Source organism: Komagataeibacter swingsii (assembly GCF_003207895.1).
GTDB classification, from domain to species: Bacteria; Pseudomonadota; Alphaproteobacteria; order Acetobacterales; family Acetobacteraceae; genus Komagataeibacter; species Komagataeibacter swingsii.
Window position 1 is genome coordinate 42,429 of the sequence record NZ_NKUB01000009.1, and the last position, 15,654, is coordinate 58,082.

Here is a 15,654-nt window from a genome sequence, read left to right on the forward strand (position 1 = left end):
CGAAAACATGTAAATTTTTTAGTCTTGAAAGGGCTGCCTAAGCCAGACTGCGAACGCGTCTTCCTCCATTGCGCCAGACGCAAGGGCAACCATGGTTTCGACGGCGTCCGGGGCGCTGACCTGCACACGCGTTCCATTCAGCCGAAGGAATAAGGATGCAGCAACTCCAGCCTGTTCGCTTGCTGGCGTCATTGAAGGGATGATTACGGGTGATGTCATAAGTGTATGCGGTCGCTAAAGTCGCGGTGTCCGGCGGATCGGACTTCTCATGATATCAGCGGTTTTCAGCGCGGGCCAACGCATTGTGCAGCAAATCTTCGTTTTTGACCCCGTGGGTTCCGCCGTATTCCTTCAGAGGCTGTTTGAAAACAAATCATTGATAAAAAACAATAAAAGTTTTTGGGTGCTGCCTTTTTCTCAAAAAGGCGGCGTTCTTTCGAAGCTTTTGCAAAAAGCTTCACCAAAAACTTCCTTTAATTTTAAAGCGCTATCATGATCTGACTTTTCAAGCAGTCTCTCAGGGCCTGATCGTGCATGACATGAACGGCACCACATCAGGCTCCAGAAATTCGGGCGTATTGCATGGCGGAGGCGCTTGACGACCGTGCCTTTCGCAAAGCCCGTCTCAATCATCCTGTCACGAAATCCACGCAAGTCAGCAGGTTTCCATTTGCTTGCCATTCAGGGCGCCACAGGATCGTCAAGGAGGGCAGGGATATGACCGATGCGGTCATTCTCCCTATGGGCCATGCACGCATCCCGATAGTGTTCGATCAACTGACGGATCGGGATGCGGTCGATGGCGGCGGTATCATGACACTGGCCCGGATCAATCTCGGCCCGTTTTTCATTGAACCAGTGTCAGGCCAAAGCGGATACGGTTGCCGTCGACCATTTTCCGGGCCTGGTACTGGCTGGGGCCACGATACCAGATCTCTTTTGGCAGCGTTCTGCCCATGGCGGGGTCGATATTCGTCTTTTGTGATTCGCTCATGGGAATCCCTGATATCACCAAGCCATCCCTGAGTGACGGAAACCCGTTTGGCTCAGGATTGGCTCAAGGTCCAACAAACTGGAAATCAGGAAAGTGCCTGTGATCAGCCAAGACCCGCAGTAAACTGCGGCAAAGTAGCTGGCGTCCCGTACGGGATTCGAACCCGTGTTGCCGCCGTGAAAGGGCGGTGTCCTAGGCCTCTAGACGAACGGGACTAAAGGCGTGAGCGGTAAGTATCCCGACACGGGGGTAGGGTCAACCCCCTGATTCAGGAATATTGAAATTATTGGACGATTGCCGCGTCACGGATGAAAAAAGTGGCCGATGTCCGGCCATTCCAGCTTTCGGCCCGCAACCATCCCGCCAGATGCAGTGGTGGGCTGTCACGGTCTTCCAGCACGGGGGCCAGCGGGCTTTCATTGGCGCGGAACACCAGCGCCTTCAGCCGGGGACCACGGCCTTCACCCTGCAGTGTCAGGCGCAGGGTATTGCCTTCCCGCCCGATCCGTTCGGCATAGGCCACGCGCACGCGGGGCAGGGCAATCAGGGGTTCGTCATTGCCCGCGCCAAAGGGGGCCAGACGGTCCATGTCGGTCGCAAGGGCCACATCGGCGGCGGCCACATTCACCACGGCGTCAATGGTCAGGTCCACGGCGTCAGGCAGGCTGGCGGCGGAGGCCAGGTGGCGGTCAAGGAATTCATGCAGGGCGGGGACGCCATCCGCCGGCAGGCCGAATCCCGCCGCCATGGCGTGCCCCCCGCCCGATGACAGCAGCCCCGCCTGCCGTGCCGCGATGATGGCGCCACCAAGGTCCAGCCCCGGAACGGACCGGGCGGAGCCTTTCACGTTGCCATCTTCCATTTCCGCCCCCACCAGAACGGGGCGGTTGAATTTTTCCTTGATGCGCCCGGCCACGATCCCGACCACGCCGGGGTGCCAGTCCCGGCCGCTCAGCACCAGTACGGCATGGCCCTGCGCGCGTTGGGCGGCCGCCAGTTCCATGGCGCGGTCAAGGATGCCGGATTCGACGCCCTGCCGGTTGTGGTTGACGGAATTCAGCTTCTCCGCCAACGCCTGCGCTTCGGCTGCGTCTTCGCACAGCAACAGGCGCAGCCCCAGGCTAGAATCCGCGATACGCCCACCGGCGTTGATGCGTGGCCCCAGCGCGAATCCGCATGTAAATGCCGAAAGCGGGTCACGCGCCCCTGCCGCATCCAGCAGGGCGGACAGTCCCGTACGCTGCCTGCGCGCCATGACCTTCAGCCCCTGCGTGACAAAGGCGCGGTTCAGGCCGCTTAACGGCATGACATCGCATACGGTCGCCAGCGCCACGAGGTCGAGGCTGTCCATAAGCTGTGGGTCGGGACGGGACTCAAACCATCCGTCACGGCGCAGGATGCGCACTGTTGCCACCACGGTCATGAATGTGACCGCGGCGGCACAGATGCCGTGCAGCCCCGAAGGGCAGTCGGGCCGGTTCGGGTTGACCGTGGCCAGCACACGCGGCAGCGCCCCCTGCACCTGATGGTGGTCAAGGACAATGACATCACCGCGCCCGCTTGCATGTTCCAGCACTGCCACCGCCGCCGTGCCGCAGTCCAGGCAGACGGTCAGGGTCGCCCCCTGGTCCTGCATGGCCGCGATCGCGGGCGCGTTCGGGCCGTAGCCTTCCGTCATGCGGTCGGGAATATGCGTCAGCACCGTGCAGCCCTGACGGCGCAGGAAATCGGTCAGTAGTGCCGTGGAACACGCGCCATCCACGTCATAATCCCCGAACAGGCCCACCGTTTCCCCGTTGCGGATGGCGGTGGCCAGGCGGGTGGCCGCCGCATCCATGTCCGTGAAGGTGGACGGGTCGGGCATCAGCGCGCGCAGGGTGGGGGCCAGGTAGGTTGCAACCTGTTCGGGTGCGATGCGGCGCAGGGCCAGCATGCGGCCCACGATTTCGGGCAGCCCGGTCTGCTGTGCAATGGCCATGCCCATGCGGTCGGTATGGCTGGCCTGCCCGCCCTCGCGCCAGTTCCACCGGCGGCCCGTAACACTGCGGGTAACGCCCAGCACGGCTGGCTCCTGTTCCTCCTGTGGCGCGGGGGACGCGGGAAGGGGGGAAAGCAGGTCGGCAGCGGACATGAAAACGGATCCTTGTTGGGGTGCGGCAGGCGGTATGGATGGCCCGGCCGGGACCATCCCCCGCCGGTCGATCAGGCCGCTTCGATACGGATCAGCGCAGGCTCATCCAGTACGGCGGACAGTTCGGCAATATGGTGCAGCGCGTGCTGCATCGCCGCCTCGCTGGTCTTGTGCGTCAGCAGCACCAGCGGCACGGCGTGGGTGCCATCGGGGCGGATGTCATGCGCATCGGCATGCTGGAGCATGCTGCGCAGCGAAACCCCGTTATCGCGCAGCACCGCCGTTATGTCGGCAATCACGCCGGGGCGGTCTTCCACGTTCAGGCGCAGGTAATATTCACCCGTGAACGACCTGCTGGGCAGGGCCACGGCCTGCACCAGGCTGTCGGCGGCACAGCCCCAGACCGGCATGGCGGAGCCACGGGCAATGTCGATCAGGTCGGCGCATACGGCGGTGGCGGTCGGCCCTTCGCCCGCGCCCCGGCCCTCCAGCATCAGGCGACCGGCAAAGGCCCCCTCCGCCACCACGGCGTTGAACACGCCGTTGACTTCCGCGATGGGGGCGTCCTGCGGCACAAGGCAGGGATGCACCCGGGCCTCGATGCCGTTTTCATGCTGGCGCGCAATGCCCAGCAGCTTGATGCGGTAGCCCATCCTGCGCGCGAATTGCAGGTCCAGCGCGCCAATGCGGCGGATGCCCTCGATATAGACGGAGGCAAACACCACCGGCCGCCCGAAGGCCAGCCCGGCCAGGATCGCCAGCTTGTGCGCGGTATCGACGCCGTCCACATCGGTCGAGGGATCGGCCTCGGCATAGCCCAGCTTCTGCGCATCGGCCAGGATTTCGGCAAAGTCCCGCCCGGTTTCATGCATGACGGTCAGGATGTAGTTGCACGTGCCGTTCAGGATGCCGCCAATCTTCAGGATCCGGTCCGCCGCCAGCCCTTCGCGCACGGTCTTGATGGCGGGAATGCCGCCGGCCACCGCCGCCTCGAACATCAATGGCACGCCCGCCGCCTGCGCCGTGCAGGCCAGCTCGGCGCCGTGTATGGCGATCAGCGCCTTGTTGGCGGTCACCACCGGGCGGCGGTTTTCCAGCGCGCGCGTCACCGTCAGGCGCGCAGGCCCTTCCGCCCCGCCAATCAGTTCGGCCACCACGTCCACATCGGGGTGGGTGGCCAGTTCCTCAGGCGTGTCGCACCATGCGACATTGCTCAGGTCAACGCCCCGGTCGCGCGTGCGGTCGCGCGCGCTGACGGCGGTCACCACCAGTTCGCGGCCCGCGCGGGCACGGATCAGGGCCGCGTTTTCACGCAGCAGCTTTACAACGCCGGCACCAACCGTGCCCAGCCCCGCAATACCGATGCGTAGCGGCGGTTTGGGGGCGGGTTTGCAAGGGGAAGAAGTCATGTGTTTTCCGTCAACCGAGTGGGCAGTCATGAATGGGCGGGCTGGCTGTCAGGCAGCGGGGCGGCCTGCTGCGTGGTGGGGGCAATGCCGCCATGTTCCGTCATGAAATGGCGGATGGAGCGGCAGGCCTGGCGCAGGCGCTGGGTGTTTTCCACCAGCCCGATGCGCACGAAGCCCTCGCCATGTTCGCCAAAGCCAAGGCCGGGGGCGACCGCGACGCCGGCTTCCTTCAGCAGCAGCTTGGAAAAGCCCACGCTGCCCAGTTCACGGAAGCGTCCGGGGATCGGCGCCCATGCGAACATCGACCCTTCGGGGGAGGGTACGTCCCATCCCGCCGCCTGCAGTCCCTGGATCAGCACGTCGCGGCGCTTGCGATAGATGTCGCGGATTTCGGCCACGCAGTCCTGCGGGCCGCTGAGGGCCGCGACCGCCGCGACCTGGATGGGCGTGAACGCGCCATAGTCCAGATAGGACTTGATGCGGGTCAGGGCCGCGATCAGCTTGGGGTTGCCCGCGGCAAAGCCCATGCGCCAGCCCGCCATGGAATAGGTCTTGGACAGGGACGTGAACTCGACGGCGATGTCCTTCGCGCCCGGCACCTCAAGGATGGAGGGGGGCACGTTGTCGCCAAAATAGATTTCCGCATACGCCAGGTCCGATAGGATCCAGATTTCGTGCTTGCGCGCGAAGGCCACCAGCTTGCGGTAGAAATCAAGGTCCGCGAGATACGCGGTGGGATTTGACGGAAAATTGACAATCAGCGCCGTGGGTTTCGGCACGGAATGGCGCACCGCGCGGTCCAGCGCTTCCAGCATTTCATCATCCGGGGTGGCGGGAATGGAACGCACGGACGCGCCCGCGATGATGAAGCCGAACTGATGGATGGGATAGGACGGGTTGGGCACCAGGATCGTATCGCCCGGGCTGGTGATGGCGGAGGCGAGGTTGGCCAGCCCTTCCTTGGACCCAAGGGTCGCGATCACTTCCGTCTCGGGGTCCAGCTTTACGTTGAAGCGGCGTTCGTAATAACCCGCCAGCGCCCGGCGCAGGCCGGGAATGCCACGGCTGACGGAATAGCGGTGCGCGCGCGGGTCGCTTACGGTTTCCACCAGCTTCTGCACGATATGGGGCGGGGTGGGGGTGTCGGGGTTGCCCATGCCCAGATCAATAATATCCTCCCCCCGCGCTCGGGCCTGGGCCTTGGCCTTGTTGACTTCAGCGAAGACATAGGGCGGCAGGCGGCGGATACGATGGAATTCTTCGGTCATGGGACGCTCTGTTGCGGGCGCATGGCAGGATATGCGCCGGGTTGGGGAAATGACATGCCCGCCCATCGGGGGGCAGGCGCCACACTCTAGCGCACGATGGCAATTCTTGCACCATTGCCAAAGGCATGGGCGTGCACCACGATACGGTTGGCTGGCACGCCACGCGCCCGCAGCATGCTGGCCAGGGTGCGGGTGCGCAGCAGGGCCAGGTTGAGGGCCGCGGTCTGCCCTTCCGCCGTGGCGGTGGCGGCATTGCCGTAACCATTCACGATCACAAAGCGGTTGCCCCGCTGTTTGACGATGCTGCCGACCACGTCTTCCTCGCCATCCTCGATCTGGTCCGACCCGGGCAGGAAACGCACCGCGTCCCCGTCATCCGGTGTCGCGAGGTGATAGCTGGGCATGTCCATGCCGTCCCGCGCGGCGTTGTCGGGCAGGCTGATCCCGCCCACCGACGGGAGTTCCGGCGGCCCGTCGGCAATGGCCGGCAGGTTGGCGGGTATCGCCTCGGGCGTGTCGGATACCGTTTCCGTCACCTCCGGCATGACCAGTTGCCCCCTGCTGTCACGCACGGGTTCGGCCTGATGGGCCATGCCGCGTTCGGATTTCGGCCTGCTGGCGCCCCCGGCTGCCTGCTGCCCCGCCTGCGCGCCATCATCCGCCGCGGCGAGGGAGGCGGACTGCCCCCCGCCATTGCCAGCCGGATGCGACGGGATGGGCGGAATGTCGGCAGCGGTGGGCATGGTGCCCATGATCGCGTCCTGGCGCTGGTTGAGTTCGTGCTGCGCCTCAAGGTCGGCGGTGATGTCCTCGCGCAGTTCGGGGGAGGGGAGTTCGGGCGTCGTGGCCGGTCCCAGCCCGACCTTGGGATAGGGCTGGTGCGTGCCCGGTGGCGGCGGGCGCTGCTGGCCGATCACGCCGCCCTGGTAGTTATGGTACCAGTCGGACACGGAATCGACCGTGTCCTGATGGTGCGCGCAGCCCGCCACGCCGGTGGCAAGCAGCGCCAGCAGGGCGGCCCGCGCGGTGGCGGCCTGCCTGGATGGCGGAAAAAAAAATCTTCCGGGACTTGGCGATGGTGCCCGCTTTCCCAATCTTAGCTCCCATGGCCTTTTTGGCCTGCACACGACACGACCGGGGCAAACTAGCCTGCAATGCCGATCTTAGCGAGGGGGATCGCGCACGGGGCCATATGGCCGGTTCCGGTCATGGCGCCTGATTGTCAGGTCGGGACTTGGCACCGGACGCAAGGCGGCGCAGGATAAGGACATGACCAGGACAGTCCCGGAGCATAGGGAGAACCCGATGAACGGCATGCAGCCGAAACACCGCATCCGCATGGATGATGAAGATCCCAGGGATCCCGATATCCCCGAACCCCAGGGTCCGGAAACCGAGGAACCCGACAAGAACCGCACGCTGTCCTCCCCCATCGGGGAGCTGGAAAGCCGCCTGTTCGACCAGCGCAAGGTGCTGGTGTTCGGTCCGATCAACGACAAGATCGCCCGCGACGTGACCGGCCGCCTGCTGGCGCTGGCCGGTGCGTCGGACAAGCCGATCGATGTGTACGTCAACTCTCCCGGCGGCCATGTGGAAAGTGGCGACACCATCCATGACATGATCCGTTTTGTCGATTCGGTAGCCCCCATCAACATGATCGGCACCGGCTGGGTCGCATCCGCCGGCGCGCTGATCTTTGCCGCAGGGAACAGGGAACGGCGTTACTGCCTGCCCAATACCCGTTTCCTGCTGCACCAGCCCATGGGCGGCGTGCGCGGGCCTGCTACCGATATCGACATCGAGGCGCGCGAGATCATCAAGATGCGCGAGCGCCTGAACCGCCTGTTCGCGCGCGAAACCGGGCAGCCTTATGAAAAGGTATGCAAGGATACGGACCGCAATTACTGGATGTCCGCGCATGAGGCGATCGAGTACGGGCTGGTGACGCGCGTGATCGACAAAATCTCTGACCTGCATTGATTTAAGGCAAGGCGGACCGCTTGGCGGGTCCATAATGCTGGTGTTGCGTTGTGCGGGGGGTGTTTCGGCATTCCCCGCAAATTTCAGATAACAGTTCTGCACTTCCTGGTTCGGTGTGATATGGACACCGGCAATCAGGGTGTCAGCTGTTGGGATGAATGCCACATCGGCCGGCGTATCCACGCGACACCGTTCCGAGCAGCGAGCCGACATGACGAAATCACTTTCCGACATCTATACCACTCTGCCCGAAGCCCGCGACCCGGGGGCCGCGACCCCTGATGCCGTGGCGAAGGCCGATTTCAATGCCCGCCACTGGTCCAGCCCGGTGCCGGGACCGCTCAGGCCCGGATCGGCCGCGCACAAGAAGGCTGTGGCGGACATGTTCCGCGAGACCTTCAACCCCTACAAACCCTCGGTCATCGAATGGCCCAGGCTTGACAGGGAAACGCTGGAACGCGTGACCTCGCTGCCGATCTGGGACATCGCCGTGCAGACCGAAGGCAAGGCGCGCCTGCGCATGGCGGCCTATGCCCGCCTGATTGACGACCCGGACATGAAGGATGCCCTGTCACGCAACGCGTGGGAGGAAAACCGCCACAAGGAAGTCCTGTCCAAGATGGTGGCGGCCTACGATATCCCGCTGGCGTCCGAACCCCCTTACATCGAACCGCGCGACGTGGAATGGGCCTATCTGGTCACGGGCTTTTCGGAATGCGTGGACAGCTTCTTCGCGTTCGGCCTGTTTGCCATCGCGCAGAAATCCGCCTTCTTCCCGCCCGCGCTGATTGATACGTTCGAGCCGGTGATGCAGGAAGAATGCCGACATATCCTGCTGTTCGCCAACTGGCTGGCCTGGCATCGCGCCACCATGCCGATGTGGAAGCGCCCGTGGTTCGAGGCGCGCGTGATCGGGGTCTGGCTGTTCTTGCTGTATGAACGGCTGGGCATGGTCACGACGTTCGATGCCGAAGGCAACAAGCATGAGCAGGACAACAACTTCACCGTGAATGGCACGAAGGATGTCGCCAATGTCGATGTGCCGCTGCGCGACATGATCGACATCTGCCTGATCGAGAACGAACGCCGCTTCTCCGGCTATGATCCGCGCCTGCTGCGGCCGAAGCTTGCGCCCAACCTTGCGCGCATCATCCGCTTCTTCCTGCCGCGCACGCCCAATTCCGCCAGCCTGGAAAGCCAGCCCGGCGCGGCGTGACCGGCCGGCCTGTTCCCACGCCCGCAAACGGGGCGGGGGCATGGCCTCAGCCCAGGGTCGGGGCGACAGCGCCCGCGCCGAAATCAAGCTGGCCCAGATAGGCCACGCGGGTTGCCGCCACGATATCGCCAATCCGGCCACCCTCGATCCGGGCATAGGCATAGACCTTGCTTTCCTCCTCGTCGGAGGAACCGATGGCAAGCCCCGCGAACTGCGCACCGGCCTCATCCTTCAGTTGCCATACATCACCGCGTACGACCGCGTCGTATTTGTAGCGGAAGCCGGGGACGATCTTCGTCAGCAGCAGCGGCATGACTTCCGTGACATCCAGCGCCGTGCGCACGAAGGCGGAACAGGCCTCATCCGGCACGAAATAGCCCTTGGCGGCCGCCGTCATCATGATCAGGCCGGGCGTTGTCGCGCCGTTTCCAACAAGGCGGCTGCGAATGACGATCTTCTGGTCATCGCGTGAGACTTCGGATGCAAGCATCACGGTGCCCACGGGCGCTGCCAGCAGGTCGGGCACGACGGTCATCTGGCTCAGGGGAAGGGTGGCGAGGGTGGTCATCTCTCATTCTCCAGCAGGCAATGTGTCGGTAACGCGGCGGGTGGACCGTGTGCGGCGTTACGTTTCTTGACAACCATACGCCCGTTCACGTGTTTTAGGATGCATGGCACACGCGCGTCATATGCGTGGCAGAAATGTCCCGGTCCCGCCGTATGCGCAATACTATTGGCGCGGCGGGGTGCATGCCCCATGTAGACAGCATGAACGCCATGCGCCCCGGTTGCGTGGCACATAACGGGAGGAAAAGCCGGATGTCAGGTTATATCACGAAGGGGCTGGCGGCCCTGGCGGTGGGAATGATGGTGGCGGTCAGCCATGGGGGGGTAGCGCATGCGCGCAGCCATTCCAGCGGAAACGGCAGTGGCATGGGCAGCTATACACCCGGTGAATCGGAAGCGGATGATGCCGCCGCCGGGGTGACGGGCGGCTACAGCGCGCCGGAAACCGGCGTGGGTGGCGGCGTGCCACAGTTCCATAATGATGGCGGGGAGTCCGACCAGATGACGGGCGCGATGATGATGCCCGGCACCGCATCGGGCAGTGAAGCCCCCGGCATGACGGATGGCGGCTATTCCAACATGCATATCGGCGGGGAAGACAGTTCGATTCTTCCGGGCGTTGACTGATGCGGCCCTTGCATCCGTGGTGTCTTTAAGCGGCGGGCAGGCCAGCAGGTGATCGGTATGGCAGCATATGCATCCCTCACGTCACGCATGCCCCGGCGATATAGCTGGGAAACCCGCTGGCTGCACTGGATCACCGCCGTCCTGGTGGTGGAACAGTTCGTGGTGGGACAGGTGGCGTGGCACCTGATGGACCGCACCGCCCCCATGCGGGCGTTTCTGGCGGCTACGCACACGTCGCTGGGCGTGCTGCTGGCGGCGGTGTTCGTTACCCGCATCGCATGGGGCATGACAGGGGGACGGGCCATTCGCTTTCCTGTCATGACATTCCAGGATCGTGTCGCGCGCAGCATACACCGCCTGCTTTACCTGCTGCTGGGCGGGGAAATCGCGTTTGGTTACATGGCGCGCTGGACAACGGGGCGCCCCGTGATTGCATTCGGCGTTCCGATCAATTCCCCTTTCCCGGCCCTGATGGGCGGGACGCATTCCTTTTTTTCATCGTTACATCACTGGAACGCATGGTTACTGTTCTGCCTGGCGTGCTTTCATGCCGGGGCAGGATTTTATCACCTGCTGGGCATCCGGGATCAGGTTTTCCAGCGCATGTTGCCCTGAAGGGGCGTACGGTCACTGCTGGGGGATTGCCATTGGCAAGGCTGGCTGTAACAAACTGGAACAATGCCTGAAACAGGTATAATTTAGGAATTTAAGCCTATTATTTTGTGCTGATCTGGTATTTCCATATCAATATTGGCGCAGTCCCCCTATCCGCATGGTGCAGGGATGCGGGGCACTGGATACAGGATTCGCAACAGGATATTTCTCGTTGCATATTCTGGAAATCTTTACTAACATCCAGTTAATCATAACAAATAAAAAAATAATTATCTGATACTTGGTTAAATGCCCCTGTTGTAGGCGTTTAATACCGGTCGGTTTTCCACATTACCCGTGTGGTGGCAGATTTTTCCTTGGAAGCCTGCTGATAATTAGATGGTATTGATCGTTCAAAAATGGAATCAATGAGCAATCATATCTATGAACTGAGGGGTTATAATCCCTTTCTGCTTTCTGGTGCGTTGATCGTTTGTGTACTGGGGGCATGGATTACCATGCGACTGGTCGCCCGCGTATCCGAAACCAGTGGCAGGCAGCGTGTCGGCTGGTATTTCCTGACCGCCATGGCGGGCGCCAGTTTTGTCTGGTGCACGCATTTCGCGGCCATGCTGGCCTACCATGCCAGTGGCGACGTGCAACTGGACCCGCTGTACACCGTGCTTTCGCTGGTGGCCATGTTCGTGGCCATGCCCATTGCGGTCATGGCGGCGGTCAGGCTGCGCGGGCGCGGGGGCTGCCTGCTGGGGGGCGCCATCCTTGGTCTTGGTATCGCCAGCATGCATTATATCGGCATGGCGGCGTACCATATCGATGCGCCCGTGGCCTGGAACATGCCGATGGTGATCGTATCGGTCCTGATCGGCATCGGGCTGTCCGCCGCCGCCCTGCTGCTGGCGTTGCGCCCGCTCAACCTGCGGCGCGAGATCGAAATGACGCTGGCCATGGTGGGCGCCGTGGCCGGGCTGCATTTCACCGGCATGGCGGCCATGCATGTCACCATGCTCCCGCATATGCAGGCACTGCACGACAATGGGCAGTTTGAGTCCATCGGCTTCGCTGTCATCGCCGGTTCGATGCTGACGATCATCGCCGGTATCGCCTGCTTTGTCATTGATGGCAGCGTGCGGCAGGAATCGTATGACGAACTGCACCGCATGGCCATGTCCGACGCGCTGACCGGCCTGCCCAACCGCATAAGCTTCAATGAACGCCTCAATCACGAAGTCGCAACGGCTGACCAGAAGGGCGAACAGTTTGCGGTCATTGGTATCGACCTGAATAAATTCAAGGAAATCAATGATACCCGTGGCCATGCCGCAGGCGATGTTGTGCTGACCACACTGGCCGGACGCTTCAGTGCGCTACTGGGGGAAGGCGAGTTCGTGGCCCGGCTGGGAGGGGACGAATTCATCGCCATTTACCGTACGTCGGATCAGGCGGAACTGCATGATTTCGTCAACCGCATCCAGCAGGCGCTGAACCAGCCCATTCCCATCAATGATTACGTGGTCACCAGTGGCGGCAGCATCGGGGTTGCGCTCTATCCGGTTGACGCGACGGATAGTGAAACCCTGATCTCGCGTGCCGACCTTGCCATGTACCGCGCCAAGACCGACCTGCATCATACGATCTGGTATTATGAAAGTTCGCTGGACCAGAGTGTGCGTGAACGCCGCGCGATGGGTGAAGACCTGCGTAACGCCATGAGCAATGGCCAGCTTTCGCTGTTCTATCAGGTACAGACCGTTGTCGCGACGGGCGCGGTTTCGGGATACGAGGCCCTGCTGCGGTGGGAACATCCGGTGCGTGGCGACGTGCCGCCTGCGGAAATCCGGGATCTGGCCTATGAAAACGGCCTGATTATCGAACTGGGTGAATGGGTGCTGGACCAGGCGTGCCGGGCCGCGACGGGCTGGGATGGGGATGTCCGTGTCGCGGTGGGCATGTCCGCATCGCAGTTCCTGCTGCCGCGGTTCGCCGATACGGTGCAGGCGACCCTTGCCCGCACCGGCCTGCCCGCGGGCCGCCTTGTCATCGAGATTACCGAGGCCACGATACAGCGTGACCGCCCGCGTGCGCTGGCCATGGCGCGCAAGGTGCATGCGCTTGGGGTACGGCTTGCGCTGGACGAATTCGGTGGCCCGAAATCAGTCCTGTCGATGCTGTGCGAATTCCCCTTTGACAAGATCAAGATCGACCGCGCCCTCATGCAGCAGGTGGGCACGGACCCGGCCATGGCCGAACTGGTGCGCTCCGTCATGATGGCGGGTCACGCGTTGCAGGTGTCGGTCCTGGCGCAGGGGATCGAGACGCCGGGCCAGCTTGCGCGCCTGTCGCCAGAAGGGTGTGACGAAAGGCCGGGCCACCTGCCCGGCCGTCCCGCCCATGCCGCCACGGCGGCAGGCGTGCCAGCCGCCGCCCCCATCATGCCACAGGCGTTTGCCGCGACACCCATGCGTGCGGCGTTTGCCCCGTCATTCTATCCCGCAGCCTGATACCGGCTGGAATATCCTTATGAAACAGTGTGAGAACGTAATGCCCCCCCACGACGCGCCTGCCATGATAGACGATCACAAGCCCACCACCAAGCTGGACATGACGGCGGATGTCAGTCTCCAGTTGCTGGAGCAGGCAACGGACGGCGTCGTGATCATCAATGAGCGTAACGAGGTCGTGTTCTTCAACCCGGCAGCGGAAAAGCTGTGGGGGTTTACCGAGGAAGAAGTGATCGGCCGCAATGTCAGTTGCCTCGTTCCCTCGGTCTACCGCGCCGATCATGACAGCTATATCTACAAGAACCGCAAGACGGGCGTGAACCGTATTGTCGGCACATCGCGCGAGGTCACGTTCGAGAACAAGGCCGGGGACTACATTTCGGGCGAGATGTCGATCTCGACCGCCCTGCTTGGTCCGGACAAGAAGCGCTATTACATGGCCTTCATGAAGGGTGTTACCGAGGAAAGCCACCGCCGCAAGCTGCTGGACCTGCAGAACACGGTGTTCCAGGCCATTTCCAATGACATGCAGGTGGAGGACGTGGCCGACCTTGTCTGCCGCGAGGTGGAAAGCTTTGTGCCCAACACGGTGTCCGCCATCATCCTGCTGGATGAAAACAACCGCCTGAGCATCCTGTCCGGTCCCGGCCTGCCGCGTCGTTATGCCGCAGCACTTGAAAACATGTCGCTGACCGAAGGCGACCTTGCCGCGCTGGGCAATGACCTGTCCGAAGCCAACAGCATCGTGTGGGACAGCTACCGCTCGCTCGGGATATCGCTGGGGCTGCATAACTGCTGGGCTTCGGCCATCAAGTCGCGCAATGGGCGGATTTCGGGCATTTTCGCCCTGTATTCGCGCAACCAGTACAAGCTGAGCGACTGGCCGCAGAAGATCGTTACCGGCTGCGTGCCGTTCTGTAGCGTCGTGATCGAGAATTATGAGGCCCAGCAGCATATCTCGCAGCTTGCCAACCATGATTCCCTGACCGGTTTCCTGAACCGGACCGCCATCCACAAGGTCATCAAGTCGATGATCGACCGGCCGGGTGACAACCAGTTCGCGGTCTTCATGATTGATGTGGACCGTTTCCGCGACATCAACGACACGCTGGGCCACCAGAATGGCGATGCCTTCCTCAGGGCGATTGCCGAACGGCTGAAGGGCATGTCGCGCAGCAACTACATCCTCAGCCGTTCAGGCGGGGATGAATTCGTCATCGTCATGCCCGACAGTGATGAGGAAAGGGCATCCGCCTTTGCCGAAAGCCTGATCAAGGCCATGCAGGAACCCATCGAGATCGCGGGCAACCTGCTTGTCGTCTCGCTTGGTATCGGGATCAGCCTGTTCCCTGAAAACGGGCCGGATGGCGAATCCCTGCTGGGCCATGCCGAAATCGCCATGCGCCGGTGCAAGAAGGAGGCGCGCGGCGGCTACTGCGTGTCCAGCACGGCGGATAACCGCGCGGCACAGGACCGGCTGCTGCTGGGGTCGGCGCTGCGTGAATCGCTGGCCAAGGGCATGCTCAACCTGCATTACCAGCCGCAGGTCGATATCAAGACGGGCAGGCTGTATGGCGTGGAGGCGCTGTCGCGGTGGAAGCATCCGACGCTGGGCAACATCTACCCCTCACGCTTCATCGCGGTGGCGGAAGATACCGGGCAGATCGAGACGATCGGCACATGGTCGCTGGAGGAAGCGACGCGCCAGATCAATGAGTGGGAACGCCAGGGGCTGCATGTCCCCACGGTTTCGGTCAACCTGTCGGCGGCCCATTTCCGCAACCGTGGCCTGCCCGCGCTGATCGAGCGTATCCTCAAGGAACGCAAGCTGACGCCTGAACGCCTGTGTGTCGAAATCACGGAAAGCGTCATGATGGATGAAAACGAGGACACGATGGCGGGACTGGCCGCCATCCGCAACCTTGGTGTCGGGCTGTCGATGGATGATTTCGGGACGGGGTATTCGTCGCTTTCAAGGCTGACGCGCCTGCCGCTTACGGAAATCAAGATCGACCGCAGCTTCATCATGAACCTGGAACATGATCCCAATGCGCAGGCCGTGACCACGGCGGTGATCGGGATCGGCAACCGCCTGAACATGACCGTCGTGACCGAAGGGGTCGAGACGGAGGCGCAGCTCAAGCTGCTGCGGGGGCTGCACTGTGACGTGGTGCAGGGCTACCTGTTCGCCCGCCCCATGGCGCCCGACGCCCTGCTGCAGTGGGCGACAGGCCCGGAGATGGAGCGTGTGTCCGTCATGGCGCGTGATGTCCTGAATGAAGGTGAGCAGAAAAAATAGGTCACCGGGCAGTCCATGTTCCCGCCCGTCCGTTCTGGTACCTGCCTGGA

The 15,654-nt window shown here is 62.6% G+C and carries 14 protein-coding genes and 1 tRNA gene; 7 read left to right on the forward strand and 8 right to left on the reverse strand.

Annotation, left to right across the window (positions count from 1 at the left end; genetic code table 11):
- Window positions 1-37: 37 nt before the first annotated feature.
- Window positions 38-214: a hypothetical protein gene (locus CFR76_RS18795; protein WP_408884363.1), complete on the reverse strand. Its 177-nt coding sequence runs from the start codon at window positions 212-214 to the stop codon at window positions 38-40.
- Window positions 215-268: 54 nt separating this feature from the next.
- Here CFR76_RS18795 and CFR76_RS18000 point away from each other — a divergent pair, with 54 nt between their 5' ends.
- A complete protein-coding gene (locus CFR76_RS18000; RefSeq protein ID WP_167402085.1) occupies window positions 269-496 on the forward strand; it encodes a hypothetical protein in 228 nt (75 codons plus the stop codon).
- A 351-nt stretch (window positions 497-847) separates the two neighbouring features.
- Here the strand turns inward: CFR76_RS18000 and CFR76_RS18005 are convergent, their stop codons facing one another.
- From CFR76_RS18005 to CFR76_RS08680, 6 genes are all read right to left on the reverse strand, one after another.
- Window positions 848-994, reverse strand: coding sequence for a hypothetical protein (locus CFR76_RS18005; RefSeq protein WP_167402086.1), 147 nt, complete (start codon window positions 992-994; stop codon window positions 848-850).
- A gap of 139 nt (window positions 995-1,133) precedes the next feature.
- Window positions 1,134-1,209 (reverse strand) — tRNA-Glu (locus CFR76_RS08660).
- A gap of 68 nt (window positions 1,210-1,277) precedes the next feature.
- Complete coding sequence (gene recJ / locus CFR76_RS08665) at window positions 1,278-3,125, reverse strand: single-stranded-DNA-specific exonuclease RecJ (RefSeq protein ID WP_110556774.1); 1,848 nt, start codon at window positions 3,123-3,125, stop codon at window positions 1,278-1,280.
- 71 nt (window positions 3,126-3,196) lie between these two features.
- Entirely contained in the window at window positions 3,197-4,534 is a 1,338-nt protein-coding gene (locus CFR76_RS08670; RefSeq protein ID WP_110556775.1) for a homoserine dehydrogenase, read from the reverse strand.
- 26 nt (window positions 4,535-4,560) lie between these two features.
- Window positions 4,561-5,802, reverse strand: coding sequence for an LL-diaminopimelate aminotransferase (locus CFR76_RS08675; protein WP_025439351.1), 1,242 nt, complete (start codon window positions 5,800-5,802; stop codon window positions 4,561-4,563).
- 86 nt (window positions 5,803-5,888) lie between these two features.
- Window positions 5,889-6,896 (reverse strand): OmpA family protein, encoded by a 1,008-nt coding sequence (locus tag CFR76_RS08680; protein ID WP_110556776.1) that lies wholly within the window; start codon window positions 6,894-6,896, stop codon window positions 5,889-5,891.
- Window positions 6,897-7,107: 211 nt separating this feature from the next.
- Between CFR76_RS08680 and CFR76_RS08685 the strand changes: the two genes are divergently transcribed.
- Both CFR76_RS08685 and CFR76_RS08690 read left to right on the forward strand, forming a co-directional pair.
- A complete protein-coding gene (locus CFR76_RS08685; protein ID WP_110556777.1) occupies window positions 7,108-7,782 on the forward strand; it encodes an ATP-dependent Clp protease proteolytic subunit in 675 nt (224 codons plus the stop codon).
- 211 nt (window positions 7,783-7,993) lie between these two features.
- Entirely contained in the window at window positions 7,994-8,998 is a 1,005-nt protein-coding gene (locus tag CFR76_RS08690; protein ID WP_110556840.1) for a ferritin-like domain-containing protein, read from the forward strand.
- A gap of 46 nt (window positions 8,999-9,044) precedes the next feature.
- On the opposite strand, the gene CFR76_RS08695 is transcribed toward CFR76_RS08690, so the two are convergent.
- Window positions 9,045-9,566 (reverse strand): hypothetical protein, encoded by a 522-nt coding sequence (locus tag CFR76_RS08695; RefSeq protein WP_110556778.1) that lies wholly within the window; start codon window positions 9,564-9,566, stop codon window positions 9,045-9,047.
- A 251-nt stretch (window positions 9,567-9,817) separates the two neighbouring features.
- Here CFR76_RS08695 and CFR76_RS08700 point away from each other — a divergent pair, with 251 nt between their 5' ends.
- The 4 genes from CFR76_RS08700 to CFR76_RS08715 all read left to right on the forward strand — a co-directional run bounded on the left by CFR76_RS08700 (window position 9,818) and on the right by CFR76_RS08715 (window position 15,604).
- Window positions 9,818-10,192, forward strand: a complete 375-nt coding sequence (locus CFR76_RS08700; protein ID WP_110556779.1) for a hypothetical protein — start codon at window positions 9,818-9,820, stop codon at window positions 10,190-10,192.
- 57 nt (window positions 10,193-10,249) lie between these two features.
- On the forward strand, window positions 10,250-10,807 hold the full coding sequence (locus tag CFR76_RS08705; RefSeq protein ID WP_110556780.1) for a cytochrome b: 558 nt from the start codon (window positions 10,250-10,252) through the stop codon (window positions 10,805-10,807).
- A gap of 497 nt (window positions 10,808-11,304) precedes the next feature.
- On the forward strand, window positions 11,305-13,305 hold the full coding sequence (locus tag CFR76_RS08710; protein ID WP_244191852.1) for a putative bifunctional diguanylate cyclase/phosphodiesterase: 2,001 nt from the start codon (window positions 11,305-11,307) through the stop codon (window positions 13,303-13,305).
- 64 nt (window positions 13,306-13,369) lie between these two features.
- Window positions 13,370-15,604 carry an EAL domain-containing protein gene (locus tag CFR76_RS08715; protein WP_110556782.1) on the forward strand — a complete coding sequence of 745 codons (2,235 nt, stop codon included), beginning with the start codon at window positions 13,370-13,372 and terminating at the stop codon, window positions 15,602-15,604.
- The last annotated feature ends 50 nt before the right edge of the window (window positions 15,605-15,654 follow it).